Below are 13,516 nucleotides of genomic sequence, written 5' to 3' on the forward strand. Positions count from 1 at the left end.
GTAGCGCCGAAGGTTACCGCAGTCGCACCGATGAAGTTGGTACCATTAATGGTCACGCTAGTGCCTCCGCTGGTAGGACCACTGGTTGGGCTCAAAGCTGTTACCGTTGGCGCAGCGATATAGGTAAACTGGTCGCTGGCACTGGTTGCACTGGTGCCACCAGTTGTAGTGATGCGGACATCAACCGTACCTGTTCCCGCCGGTGCGGTCGCNGGCACTGGTTGCACTGGTGCCACCAGTTGTAGTGATGCGGACATCAACCGTACCTGTTCCCGCCGGTGCGGTCGCAGTAATCTGTGTTGCCGAATTAACGGTAAAGCCTGTAGCCGCCGTAGCGCCAAATCTCACCGCGGTTGCACCGCTGAAGTTGGTGCCGGTAATGGTTACGCTAGTGCCTCCGCTGGTTGGGCCACTGGTTGGGCTCAAAGAAGTTACCGTTGGCGCAGCGATATAGGTAAACTGGTCGCTGGCACTGGTGGCGCTGGTGCCACCTGGTGTAGTGATGCGTACATCAACCATACCTGTTCCCGCCGGTGCGGTCGCCGTGATCTGTGTTGCCGAGTTGACGTTGATGCCAGTAGCCGCCGTAGCGCCGAAGGTTACCGCAGTCGCACCGCTGAAGTTGGTACCATTAATGGTTACGCTAGTGCCTCCGCTGGTTGGGCCACTGGTTGGGCTCAAAGCCGTTACTGTTGGTAGTGCTAAAGTGGTAAATAGTTGATCTGCACCATAGGAAGTACCAACGCTATTTATGGCATAAGCGCGTACATGATAAGTTGTAGAACTTGATAGTGTTGTTTCATTATAGGTAAATGCACCTAGTGCAGTTCCAGCAACTATCCTTTTGGTATCGGCAGTTGTAGGATTAAGGCTTGTTGAATAAACAAACCCTTTTTCTGTGATGGTTGCAAAACCAGCACTAACCAAATTCCCATTAAATGTAGCAGAAGTAGCTGCTATAGAATTTGCAGTATTAGTCGTTATTCGTGGAGAAGGGTCGTATGTAAAACTGGTTATGCCCACATAGAAATCGGCAGCGTTAGTATTATTTGGAAATTGAGCATTTGTAGTAATGGTCAATAAAACTTCATCGATATCGCTCCACCCTGTTAAACTATATGGATATGCTACATTTGCATTGGCCAGATATACGTTTTGAGTATATTTAACCGTACCTGATTTTTTACCTTCTATCCTGATATACTGATCCTGGCTAAAAGTGAAAAAATTAATTGTCTTAAAATTAAAATTCTGACCATCTGCCCGCTTTATGGATGTTTTAGCATTACCGGTGGCTGTAGGCGTTGGGTCGCCCGATTGAAGCCAAAGCGCCTGATCGTTATATGTCCAAAATCCCGGGCTATTGGCCGACATTGTAAATGTCCAGCTTTCCTGAGCTGCAGTAGTCTGCGTAAAAGACGTTGTTCCCAATTTCGTCCCGTTGACCGGATCACCTGATATATTAGTAAAATCGAGTGTTCTTGTCTGCCCATACACAGCTATCTGAACAATCAACAAACAAATTAATAAGTAAAATTTTCTCATCATATTTAACACTTTATCATATATATTTATCCAAAATAATTTTGAATATTTCTTTTATTATTGCACTTTATCTAAACTTAACACCATGTCTGTCTCAAAAGAATCCTTGAATCATCGAACGGTATTTGAATTATATTCTAAAAAATTAACAGGTGTAATTGCTACTCCTGAAGTAATTGAAACTGTTAACGAATTACATCACCTCTATTCAAAACTCACTGCTATTGAAGGTGTTCTTGCACCGTCTGATACAGATGAAGTTTTTGAAGAATTGAGCGAAAATGGTACACGCGTAAACCCATATATGGCTGCTTACTGCTTTCTCGATTACCTTCGTTCCTACAAATTCACACTTGGCATTAAAAAACTCATCGATGATAAGCTCAATCAAGGCAATCAGAAACCTTTACAGATTTTATATGCAGGAACTGGCCCGTATGCATCGCTTATATTGCCTTTAACTACCGTATTTTCTGCACATCAAATCCAGGTTACTTTGCTTGATATCCACCAATCATCTCTGGATGCAGTTAATAAACTGATCTCAGCATTTAACCTTGAGGCTTATTTTAATGGTTATATCAAAGCAGATGCAACCCTCTTTATTCCTGATGATCATATCAACTATGATATTATCATTTCTGAAACGATGGATAAAGCCCTGCGCAAAGAACCTCAGGTAGCTATTTTTAATCATCTTCGCCAGTTTTTAAAACCAGACGGGGCTTTTATCCCTGAAGAAATACGCGTTGATCTATACCAATCTAAATGGGACGAAGAAAAAAATCCAGCTTTCGAATATTTCCTTGATGCAGAAACCAGAAAACACAATGCTGCATTTCGCGAAAAGATTACCAACCTGATGGCCATTAATAAACACTCTGTTACAATATTTAAAAGAACAAATTCTGATCATCTTCTTTTCCTGAAGAAAATTGACCCTGAAAATTTTAAAGCGGAGTACACAGCCTTGCTTCTGCTTACCGAAATACAGGTTTATAAAGACATTACCTTAACTGAGGACGAATCCATTTTAACAGAGAAGGATTATTTGTCTCCTTTAAATGATCGAATCCTTCAATCGGGGTTATCTTTTTATTATAAAATGGATAATGATCCCCGTATTACATGCGGTTAAATGCATAAATATGGGTTTTGCCAACCACTCAAATTTTCTTCATGTATTTCAGTAAAAATAGCATCATCAAATGCCAGTCGTTTACCCTGTTCAACCACAACCCTATGGGTATTTGATCCCGATACATTAATTTTAACGATATCTACATCTGGTAATAAAAAGCCAGATTTTGGATAAAAATTAACATCGCCACGTGGTCCTTTCTTTTTATCCGTCCGCAAATGTTCCATCACTTTATTCCAATCGCGGCGCTGTATGGCGGGTTCCATTTCCTTAAGGGTCATGCCCGCTTCAAATCCCAATAATGAAAATACATCAGCCTCTCTGCCAGATTGTCCTTCCACGATCCGAACGAAGGCATCATTAATATCGCCGGCCATTTCTCTTGACCATTGCGAATAGGAATAAAAAGATAAAGGGAATCCATTTATCTCTTTAAGCACGTCAGTAAAACACATGGGTTCGGAAAGTAATAAAGGCACCTTTTTATCCAGGCCCCTATCATAAAATGCCCTGATAAATTCTGCGGCCTGAGGCCCCGAAAACAAAGCATGTAAATAAGCTGGCGGGGCTTTTTCAATATTATTGAGTAAAACCTCCACATTAAGTGCATGAGGTTCATTATGATTTAATGAAAGAATATGAAAGTCTATCAATTTAGATCCCGCAGCAATTGTACCATGCCTAAAAGAAGAAGCCAGATGATAACCACCATCGTAAGGAGGCATAATAACAGCGCCATTATCACCAAAATATTTTTGCGCCCAGTAACCAAGCGCATATTCTCCCTGCCATAATTGATAACTGCTGTGAAATATATTAGGACTGGTATAACTTATAGATGGAAGATATTCACCCATATCAAAGAAAAAAGCAAGTTTTTGACGCTTTTCAATTAATGGGATCAATTCTGGCATGACCCTATAACTTATATAGCCCATTAGAATATCCACATTATGAAAATTAAGCAGTTTTTGTGCTGCTTGCTTTACATCGGACTCTTTTCCCTGACCAACATATTCTGGTATAAACTGATAATCCTTCTGGGTATAAATATCCCTACACAAGCCTGCAAATAAACCATTTACAATGTTGTTTGCATGATCTGGATAAATAGAAGAATAAGTGGATATAAAACCAATCTTAACAGGAGGTATCATGAGGAAAACGCTAATAAAAAAATATTACTTTACTTAATTTGAGTCAATAAAATGACCAACCGTTAGTTGCAGGCTGGTCACTTTATGAATTTTTAGTTTCTGCTTGGGTATATACCTTCTACTACTATTAATGCCGTTAATGCGGTATAAGGATTTGAAATACTAAAAGGCTGACTGCCACCTGCCACAGCTACAGTTACATTACCTGTTGGTGTGATCGAACTTCCACTGGAAGAACCAACATTCAGATTGATATCCGGAGTTGCATTGTTATATAAACCAATGCCAGCAGTACGAGGAACAACCATTTGCGCTAGCGTATTGGCCGACGTTGAAGGAATCGCAGCAGTTCCTACAGCACTAGAGGCCATTACAGCTGGTGCAGGAATGCTAACGCTATTACCTGTAAATGCGGCACCATGAGTGTGAATAGGCATGTTAGAGATCGTTAACGTTATCTGAGAATTTCCTCCAACACTGCCGAAAGGATAGGTTGTAGTGCCTAATGTGCCTGCACCAATTACAGTTCGTCCAGCAAGGTTGGGTAAGCCGAATGTGCTTTGTCCGTTACCGCCGAAAGCAGTACCAAGCAAAGAATAAAGCGCTGAATTTGATGCAATTGAAAGTAGCTGTCCATTACAGCCTGCAAATCCACGTGGCACAAAAGTACCCGCGAACATTCTTACCATCCCCATGTAATCTTCCATAATTTTAGTTGTTTAAAGGTTTAAATAGTTATTGTTTTATTAATTATTAAGTATTTGATCCTGAATGTTATTGCTAAAACGTGCGCCGGTCTTTACGCCTAAAGCAACCAATTTATGACCGGATAAAATAGATTCGTTGTTCCTAACCACATTAATCCTTAAAAAACTATCATATTTACAGGCCACGAATAAACCATAATTCCCGTCAGCAAAAACGATTGTACCTGGTTCTTCTCCACTTACATCATTTATAATTGCCGGAGAAACCTCAACTATCGAAACTTCCTGCCCGTTTAGAAATGCGATAGCCCCATTATAAACAGGGTTACAGGCATTAACTAAATTCATAATTTCTGCAGCGGTCTGATTCTCCCAATCAATAATCAAATCTTGTTGATTTACGGAAGGTAAAGTGAATGAAAGATGCTCATTTTGATCTGTCAGCATGTAATCGTTATTATTAAGCATATCGAATGCTTCAGCAATAATACTTACAGCTATAAGACTTAGCCTATGATTCAATGCCCCAAAACTTTCTTCTGCCCGAAGCTGAACTTGCTGCTGATGGAGTATCGGCCCGCTATCAAGGCTACTGCTTATTTTATGGATAGTAATTCCCGTAAAAGTTTCTCCATTTTTAATTTGCCAGAATAAAGGCGCTGGCCCGCGATATGCAGGAAGTAGGCTAAAATGAACATTAAAGAAGCCTAAAGGAGGTAAATCTAATAACGAATTGGGTATCTTTTTCGAAAATCCAAATACCAGCACCAAATCGGCTTTTGTAGAAATTATAAGATCGTGAACTTGTTCAGAAAAAGACGTTTGCGTAATTACTTCATAACATGCTATGCCTTTTAAATCACAGAAATCATGTATCTCATTTTTAATCAGCTGATTACCTGAAGTTACGACACACTCTAGCCACTTTTTTTCAAATAGGGCATTTATAGTGGGCAACGCCGCTATATGGTTTGAGAGTATTAAGATTTTCACTACGGAACTTTGGATGATTTGTATTGTAAATATCAGACAAAAAACTAATATAAAGCAATCCTTATTTATAAGTATTTTTCATCAAAAAATTAAATTATGCATCTAAACCCTCAAGAAAAGCTTTTTGAGTCATTTTTTTTTATTGACAATTGTCAAACTCCATTAAAAAACACAGGGAATATTTAAAACTAACTGATCTTACTAAAAAAAATAATTAATACTACACATAACGACATTTTTAGTTAACGTATAAACACCCCGTATTTAACTCAAAACAAATACAAACCTGATATTAAAATGTAATGTAAGTGTTTCTTCATCAGGCATTATTTTACTCTTAATGTGTTGATCAAATGCCAGTAGGCTGAATTGACTTCTGGATATTCGGGCAGGTCGGTTTTAGTTTCCTCATTAAAAGGCTGGTCAGGATATTTACTATGAAAGCTTAGCCGTTTTTTCATTTCATTTTCTTTTGCATTTTCCTTACCTATTGATGCAAAAAAATGAGTAAGCAGATTTTCCATCCCCCAACTATAATCATAAAAATGGTTGAGCGGGTTGTTTTCTAAAACTAAACTGTAAAGTTCCCTGTAATAAGCTGTGAGTACTTCAGCCGTAAAGAAATTAAAATCGCTATAATGTTCCTCCCTTAATTTTACCTTAAGGAGATCAGCTTCTATTAAACCTGGTATAGCGTGTATCCCTCTCCTTTTATGGTGCGAAACAATAACTGCATCAGGTTCTCTGGTGAGAAAATAAAATGGTGTATCAGGAAACCACTTTCTTAAAAGGGGATAAAAATGAATGTGCCAGCTATCAAGCTTTACAAATAACTGTTCATACCCGTGTTTACGCTTTTGCCCCATTATTTTCAGTGCAGCTTTAAACCACTTTTCGGTTTCTGCTTCCTTTAAATTTTCATCTTGTAGCGGTGCTCTCAAAATTTCATCAAGCAAGGGAGCCTCTGCATAAACAATATTATCTTGATCGGTTGATAATGCCTGCGATAGTAAAGTGGATCCGCATCGGGATACATGAAATATAAAGGCTGTTGGCGTTACTGCTTCGATTTTAGTTGATGATTCGAGTAAAAAACCGGTATCGCTTATTGATCTGTACTTCGAACGTTCACTCATCTTAGATAAGCAGATCCCTATGGTTTCATCAAAAAATGGTTCGGCGATGTGCCTGTCACCAAGATCCATCCAACGCAGTTGCCATAGGCCATCCTGCTTTTCTAATTTATAGGGAATCCAATTATGCAATATTTCCATCAGATCGTTTTTTTCAGATCTTGAATCAGTTGTTTTGATGTTGGAGTATTTAGCCGTTCCAATTCTTCTATTACCTTTAACGTACTTTCTCTATCCATCTGCTGTTCCTTTTGCTCAGCTGACATATCATAACCATGTGCAATAAAAACTTCATCCGTCCAACTGTTGCGCAAAGCATCTATCACCAGGTGAACCCTTACTATTTCGCCATTATTTTTAATGGCATGGGTTTGGTCGAAATCAATATACCAGCAACTGCCTTCTTTAAGCACCAACTGGTCATCACAGGCAATAAACTCCACCTGTTCGTTGGTTTGAATAGGTATATGGATTCTACATGCACCATTAACATAATTGCAGCCCCTATCCCTGTGGGGTTTAATTTCAGCACCCGGGTGCAAGGCCAACAGCCTGATCGATTCTTTAGGGCATTGCCACCAATCGAGTATAGATTTGATATAGGGCAGCTTTTTTAGCAAAGCTGTTTCTTTGTAGCCCTCTACACCGTAGTTAGACAAAATATCGTCTTCCTTTCCACTTGCCGATTGCAGTGATATACTTTGCCAGCTTCCATCATAATCTTTTGTGTTAAAATGATCTTTCCAATCTAAAGTCATGGCTATAGCAAGCTCTTTTTTGAGAAGCTGAACATCATATTGCTGGTTAAACTGAATATATCTGGTCACGGTGGGATGATTTTCTGTAATATTAGACATTGTTTATTAATCTGCAAATTTTTAAACCAGATTTATGGCATGCATATTTTTTATCATTTAAATTAGCATATTGAATCTGAATTAACATGGAACACAATACCAATCTTATACTCTCTTTCTTAGCCGATATCGGCATCAACTATAACCTTGAACCAATAACCGGCGAAACGTTTTTACCCGGGCTTAAACTGCGTAAAGGAGTACTTATTGTAGATATAGAAAAATTACTTTACCCGGGCGATATTTTGCATGAGGCTGGCCACTTAGCCTGTATGCCTCCAAATATCAGAAGTGAGATGAGTGATAACCTGCCCAGCGGCGATTTACATAATGGCGGTGAGCTTATGGCCATTGCATGGTCGTACGCTGCATGTATTTATCTGGGTATAGATGCCAGGGTGGTATTTCATGAAGATGGTTATAAAGATGCTTCGGAATCGATTATAGAAAATTTTAAAGAATCGAGGTTTATTGCCGTGCCCCTTTTACAATGGCTCGGAATGAGTTATGATGAAAAACAGGCAAAAATACTTCATCAGGAGCCATACCCCGTAATGCAAAAGTGGCTTTGTACGCAAAGACCAGGATAGCTTTTTTATGCAAAACTTATTCCTTTAGATTTCAGCATATTAAAAAATGAACATTTTAGTAACATTCAATGTTGCTATACTGATTATTATCTTTTTTATAATATTGAAATTAATGACAGGTTCGGAACGATTAGCAATTTGGGTAGCAGAAAAACATAAAAATCAGCTGATTAGAAACACCGGACTACCCTATTTTGATCATTTAAAAAAGGTAGCTCTATTGGCAAAAAGTGCTGCAGAATACGGCTACGAAATCGGCCTTTGCCATGATCTGCTGGAAGATACAAATACCACCAGTACCGAACTGCAAGAAGCGTTAACAGGCTTTGGTTATAGTCTTGATGTTGCCAAATTTATAGTACAGAACGTAATTGAGCTGACAGATGTCTTCACAAAAGCTGCCTATCCTAAATTAAGTAAAAAGGAAAGGAAAAAACTGGAAAGCAAAAGGCTCCAAACTGTAAGTACAACCGCACAAACCGTAAAATATGCCGATTTAATTGATAACATCGCCTGGACGATGAAATACGACATCAAACATGCAGCAAAATACCTGAAAAAGAAATTTGCTCTTTTACTGGCTTTAAACCGTGGCAATCATCAACTGAGGCAGCAAACAATGGAAATGATTAAACAGGGATTATCAGATCTTGAGGTAGTTTAAGCAGTTTTAACCAGAGGTTGTTTCATATATTTTACCGCTCCAACACAAGCTACCGATAACAGGCAAAGCACTGAGATAACGATAAAAATACTATTGGTGCTCCCTGTCGTATCAATAGCGAAACCCAGTAAAGGCTCTCCAAAAGCAGCAAAAAGATAGCCGATCATATTCATAAACCCTATTCCTGTACCGGTAAGGCTACTCCCAAGTAAATCGGGACTAAGTGGGAAAAAACAGGCCTGCGGACCATAAACAAAAAAGCCAGCCAGCAACATCAGTATACTACCTAAAAGCAGGTTATGCACAGGCGAAATGTATATCAGGATGGCAATAACGGCACTTACCAACATGCCGAAAAAAATAGCTTTAACACGGTCTTTTTTAAATAAACTATCAGATAACATCCCGAAAGTTAATGCACCGGCGGACATCCCCACAGGCAATAAAAAGGTTACCCACAAATTGCCGGGATTATCTTTCCAGTTTCCGCCAAGGTAATGAACCGGAACCCAAAAAATAAGGCCATACCTGGCCATACTCTCAAAGCCAAAACCAAGCGAAACAACCATAAATCTTTTATTTCCCAAAACCATCCGGTAGCGGTCTACCCAGCTAACTTCAGGCTGTTTTTTTACCTGTTCATCTGTTGCAGCCCCTGGTTTATCGCGGGCAATAATTAAAAAGGCCGTGGCCGAAATCAATAGCAGTAAAACAGGCAGCCTGAATAACATGCGCCATTCGTAACCCTGCTGCAATAATATAATCGAGAGCAGGTAAGTTACTACTGATGATAAGCCTGCTGCCATGGTATAAAAACCAAAGGCCTTACCCCGTTCCTCTTCACTCCACCAGTTATTAATCAGCTTGGCGCCCGGCGCAAAGGCCATCGATTGAAAATAACCATTTAAGGCCCATAATATCATAATTACGGTTCCACTTCCGGCAAAGCTAATGGCAACATTGGTGATGATAGAGAGGTATGCCCCAACAGTTACCATTAATCGTGCGCTAAAACGATCGGCCAGATTTCCGTTAATCAACTGCCCGATTGAATAACCGATCAGCATCGAAAAACTGATCCAGCCAATAGCAGTATATGGAATGTGAAGATCGGCTGCCATCCCTTTTGCCGCCCAGCCAAAATTGTGCCGGCCGGTATAAAAAAACAGGTAACAGAACATGGTAATTAGCAGCATTTTCCATTGCTGTGCCCTGAATTTTTTATCCATGATGCTTTAAATTAATACCTACCCTGAGGGGCTTGTTGGCAACCGCAAATTCAAAAGCTTGGTTGGCACTTAAAAGATCAAATTCTTTTGATACAACTTTTTTAAAGGGAAAAACCTGGTGATTTCTGGTAATAAAGTTAACGGCATAAACAAAGTCTTCGAAATTATAATTATGCAACCCTTTTATGGTAATCAACCTGCGCACCACCGATTCTGCATCGATTTGTACCTTGCGTGTATTAAAAACCGCACCAATCCAGATTGCAGTTCCGCCAGTGGCCAGTTTTTGGATACTGTTTTCCATGGCATCGGCCGAACCGCTCATATCAAATGCAATGTCGATTTCGGCCGGTAAAACACTCGAAACATCTGTTAAAAGGTGTGTTTCGTTTGCGCCAAATGCTTTAGCCTGTTCTAACCGCTGGGCATTAATATCAGCCGAATGGATAATGGCAGCACCAGCATCTTTACACATGGCGGCACATACCATACCGAGCAAGCCGCTGCCCGTAATTAATATCTTTTTCCCACTTATTTCACCGGCAAGCCTTATTGCACCGGCAACCGTAGCAACAGCACAATTAATAATGGCAGCTACCGGTAAAGGGATGGCTTTAGAAATTTTCAGCACTGCTGTGCCAGTTTTAAGCACACAATAGGTAGAAAGACCACCGTGCAGCGCATCATTGCCGGTAATCTGCGCATGACCGTATTTAAAAAGATTTTCGCCTTTTTGAGGCATCCCGATTTTAGCCATGGCCGAATCAGGATCAGAAGAAAAAATACTCCAGGTTACCCGGTCGCCTATATTCAGTTCGTTCCCCAGGTAATCTTTTTGATGGTGTGTTTCAGAAAAGGCAACAATTTCGCCCACAATCTCATGACCCAAAACTGTAGGCACCTTCTCCTGCCGTAAACCACAAAAAGTATGCAAATCGCTGCCACAAAGCGTGGTGTAAAGGTTTTTGATCAAAATTTCACCATTATGCAATGTTGGGATCTCTTTTGTCAATACTTCCATGGGCTGTCCGTGCCCGTTAAAAGCTACTAATCTGGCTTTATCCATAAATCTGATCTTATATCTGGTATAGAAGAATTTATCAGCAATCAATTAAAGGCAGTATGTCGATCAGATCATCTATTATCAAATCAGGTTGTGCCTCCAAGAGTTGTGCTGCCGTATGGGCACCTGTGGTTATCCCCACACTAAGGCCACAGCCCGCATTCTGTCCTTCTTCTATATCGATTGCCGAATCGCCAACTTTAACTACGCTCTTGCTGTCGGCAATATTAAAACGTTTCATTGCAAACTGGATCATATCAGGATCAGGCCTGTTACGCGATACATCAGAAGCCGTTACCAATGCATCAAACTCCTTTCCTTCGCTCCAGCCTATTTTTTTAATAATCGAATTGGCAGTAACGCTATCATAACCCGTGTTAAGCACGGCTAAAATATTCCTGTTTTTAAGCGCTGTAAAAAGTTCAACAGCATTAGGTTGCGGCAAAATTTCTTCAGTAGCATAGGCATGCGTTAAGGCCACAATAAACTCATCATATATTTTATCGGCAAGATCTTCATTGCTAACACCCGCATAAGTTGATAATACTGAACGTATGGCCTGTTTTTTCTCTTTACCAGCGCCCTGGGCCAGTACCTGATCAAGACTAAAATCAAAACCAGCGTTATTGATGGCCTTTTGAAGTGTTTTGTACACCAGGTTATCTTCATTTACTGTGGTTCCGGCCATATCAAAAACCACCATTGCTATTTTATTCTTTTTCATTTCAAATATTGCTAATTGCGTTAATTATTTTTTTGCTGAATTAAAGCTAAAAAATTGTTTAGCAAAACTAAACATTGTTTATACAAAAAATACATAATCAATGTTAATTTTATATTAAGCTTTATAAAATGAATTTCTTTTAAACCTGAAGCATACCTGAAATAAGAGAAGTTTATTTAAACAAGCTGGTTTTAAGTTAAGTTTGTTACAACAGTCGAATACAGCCTTACACCGTTTATAAAAATGTCATTCTTTTATTTAAATCTGCCCTATAGGTTTCGGATACAGGGATCAGGTTATGATTGATCACCAGCGTTTTGCCTTCAGCCGTGTCTATTTTATTTAAATTGATGATAAATGAACGGTGTACCCTTAAAAATACGTTCTGCGGCAACTTCTGTTCTATTGTTTTTAAAGAAGAATGGATAGAATACTGCTGTTTTGTGGTATGTACTTTCACATAATCGCCCGTAGCCTCAAAAAACAGGATATCGGTAAGTTTTAACCTGCTGATAATATTGGAATGGCGGATAAATACGTAATCAGACATATTGCCATCTACCGCTATACTCTGGTTGGAAAAAATTTCTTTAGCTTTTTCAACAGCTTTTAAGAAACGGGAAGGAGAAATGGGTTTCAATAAAAAATCGACCACATTAAGGTCGAATGCTTCGGCTGCATGTTCGGCAATGGAGGTTGTAAAAATAATCAATGGCCGTTTATCTTCCAGTATTTTGGCAAATTCTAACCCACTCATTCCGGGCATCCTGATATCCAGGAAAATGAGGTCGATCTGTTTTTCCGCAACCAGTTGATGTGCTTCAATAGCATCATTACACTCCCCGGCTAAAACCAATGCACTATCGAGTTCGAACATCCTTTTCAGCACGGTACGGAATATTTTCTGATCGTCAACAATTAAGCAGTTCAATTCAAAATTATCAAGTATTGATAAGAACAGACATTTGCTTTAATAAAACCTTTCAATATGTTAGAATGAAATGTTTTATCGTTGTAATGATTGGCAGTAATAATGTTTTAAACAAGTATAACCAACTAAACGCCAGCACCACATTAATATCAAAGGATAACCCATATTCCTTTATGGAGTAAAACTGCCCATTCAAAGCATAATAACACCCTTTTATCGATTCTCTATTTTTTCACTTATCTGGTGGGCTTACTTTCGGCAAAAGTTTACCTTTATGAAGTTATATATACGCCAGTTATTTATATTATTACTCATTTCTTCAGGTTTTAGTTGTTACGCGGCAATGTCCATTTTAAAGGTTCCGCCACCACCAAAAGGTTGTTTGAAAAATGGGATAATGTATACTCATTATACACACAATGTTTATGATGGATACAACCCTGTTGATCAAACCATTACCGGATACCGTTACATTTTTGGTTCTGATGCTGTTGTGTGTTATGCTAATGAAACACTTTTTTTGGGGCCAAACCCAAATGCCGGTGGTGATGTGGCAATAGGTTGCGATGTGAATAAATTTACTTATGCAGACACTACGGTGAACTACTCTTACAACTTTACAGTGATTGCCTGCCCGATTGATGGCGAAATTTCTTTTTTAATACTTGCCGTGAGTACAGCTGCAGTGCTTGGAATAAGGAAAAACAAATAAGCTAGTTTAACACCAAAAGAAAATTTATGAAAATGGCCTTAGCAGGATGCTAAGACCAATTTGAAGCTTT

At 39.3% G+C, this 13,516-nt stretch carries 15 protein-coding genes; 4 read left to right on the forward strand and 11 right to left on the reverse strand.

Annotation, left to right across the window (positions count from 1 at the left end; genetic code table 11):
* Positions 1-257 (reverse strand): IPT/TIG domain-containing protein (locus DRW42_RS29070; protein WP_425273471.1); only part of this gene is annotated, 257 nt, incomplete at its 3' end.
* Positions 181-1,548: an IPT/TIG domain-containing protein gene (locus DRW42_RS29075; RefSeq protein ID WP_208643554.1), complete on the reverse strand. Its 1,368-nt coding sequence runs from the start codon at positions 1,546-1,548 to the stop codon at positions 181-183. The genes DRW42_RS29070 and DRW42_RS29075, both read right to left, overlap by 77 nt.
* A gap of 82 nt (positions 1,549-1,630) precedes the next feature.
* On the opposite strand from DRW42_RS29075, the gene DRW42_RS12655 reads away from it, so the two are divergent.
* Complete coding sequence (locus DRW42_RS12655; protein WP_113949196.1) at positions 1,631-2,683, forward strand: SAM-dependent methyltransferase; 1,053 nt, start codon at positions 1,631-1,633, stop codon at positions 2,681-2,683.
* Here DRW42_RS12655 and DRW42_RS12660 read toward each other — a convergent pair.
* The 5 genes from DRW42_RS12660 to DRW42_RS12680 form a co-directional block, all read right to left on the reverse strand.
* Entirely contained in the window at positions 2,680-3,843 is a 1,164-nt protein-coding gene (locus DRW42_RS12660) for an ABC transporter substrate-binding protein (RefSeq protein ID WP_113949197.1), read from the reverse strand. The genes DRW42_RS12655 and DRW42_RS12660 overlap by 4 nt on opposite strands.
* 92 nt (positions 3,844-3,935) lie before the next feature.
* On the reverse strand, positions 3,936-4,550 hold the full coding sequence (locus tag DRW42_RS12665; RefSeq protein ID WP_113949198.1) for a phage tail protein: 615 nt from the start codon (positions 4,548-4,550) through the stop codon (positions 3,936-3,938).
* A 39-nt stretch (positions 4,551-4,589) separates the two neighbouring features.
* On the reverse strand, positions 4,590-5,543 hold the full coding sequence (locus tag DRW42_RS12670; protein WP_113949199.1) for a methionyl-tRNA formyltransferase: 954 nt from the start codon (positions 5,541-5,543) through the stop codon (positions 4,590-4,592).
* A 326-nt stretch (positions 5,544-5,869) separates the two neighbouring features.
* On the reverse strand, positions 5,870-6,817 hold the full coding sequence (locus DRW42_RS12675; RefSeq protein ID WP_113949200.1) for a sulfotransferase family protein: 948 nt from the start codon (positions 6,815-6,817) through the stop codon (positions 5,870-5,872).
* Entirely contained in the window at positions 6,817-7,533 is a 717-nt protein-coding gene (locus tag DRW42_RS12680; protein WP_113949201.1) for an aspartyl/asparaginyl beta-hydroxylase domain-containing protein, read from the reverse strand. Before DRW42_RS12680 ends, DRW42_RS12675 begins: the two co-directional genes overlap by 1 nt.
* 86 nt (positions 7,534-7,619) lie before the next feature.
* Here DRW42_RS12680 and DRW42_RS12685 point away from each other — a divergent pair, with 86 nt between their 5' ends.
* A complete protein-coding gene (locus DRW42_RS12685; protein ID WP_113949202.1) occupies positions 7,620-8,123 on the forward strand; it encodes a hypothetical protein in 504 nt (167 codons plus the stop codon).
* 46 nt (positions 8,124-8,169) lie between these two features.
* Positions 8,170-8,787: a hypothetical protein gene (locus DRW42_RS12690; protein WP_113949203.1), complete on the forward strand. Its 618-nt coding sequence runs from the start codon at positions 8,170-8,172 to the stop codon at positions 8,785-8,787.
* On the opposite strand, the gene DRW42_RS12695 is transcribed toward DRW42_RS12690, so the two are convergent.
* The 4 genes from DRW42_RS12695 to DRW42_RS12710 form a co-directional block, all read right to left on the reverse strand.
* On the reverse strand, positions 8,784-10,016 hold the full coding sequence (locus DRW42_RS12695) for an MFS transporter (RefSeq protein ID WP_113949204.1): 1,233 nt from the start codon (positions 10,014-10,016) through the stop codon (positions 8,784-8,786). The two genes, DRW42_RS12690 and DRW42_RS12695, sit on opposite strands and share 4 nt — an antisense overlap.
* The gene (locus tag DRW42_RS12700; protein ID WP_113949395.1) at positions 10,009-11,082 is read right to left on the reverse strand and encodes a zinc-binding dehydrogenase; all 1,074 of its coding nucleotides are present in this window, start codon (positions 11,080-11,082) and stop codon (positions 10,009-10,011) included. The genes DRW42_RS12695 and DRW42_RS12700 overlap by 8 nt, the downstream gene beginning before the upstream one ends.
* Before the next feature lie 34 nt (positions 11,083-11,116).
* Entirely contained in the window at positions 11,117-11,803 is a 687-nt protein-coding gene (locus DRW42_RS12705) for a phosphonatase-like hydrolase (RefSeq protein WP_208643555.1), read from the reverse strand.
* A gap of 235 nt (positions 11,804-12,038) precedes the next feature.
* The gene (locus DRW42_RS12710) at positions 12,039-12,734 is read right to left on the reverse strand and encodes a LytR/AlgR family response regulator transcription factor (RefSeq protein ID WP_113949205.1); all 696 of its coding nucleotides are present in this window, start codon (positions 12,732-12,734) and stop codon (positions 12,039-12,041) included.
* Positions 12,735-13,008: 274 nt separating this feature from the next.
* On the opposite strand from DRW42_RS12710, the gene DRW42_RS12715 reads away from it, so the two are divergent.
* Positions 13,009-13,446: a hypothetical protein gene (locus DRW42_RS12715; protein ID WP_147243733.1), complete on the forward strand. Its 438-nt coding sequence runs from the start codon at positions 13,009-13,011 to the stop codon at positions 13,444-13,446.
* The last annotated feature ends 70 nt before the right edge of the window (positions 13,447-13,516 follow it).

This window comes from Pedobacter miscanthi, assembly GCF_003315595.1.
Classification (GTDB): Bacteria; Bacteroidota; Bacteroidia; order Sphingobacteriales; family Sphingobacteriaceae; genus Pedobacter; species Pedobacter miscanthi.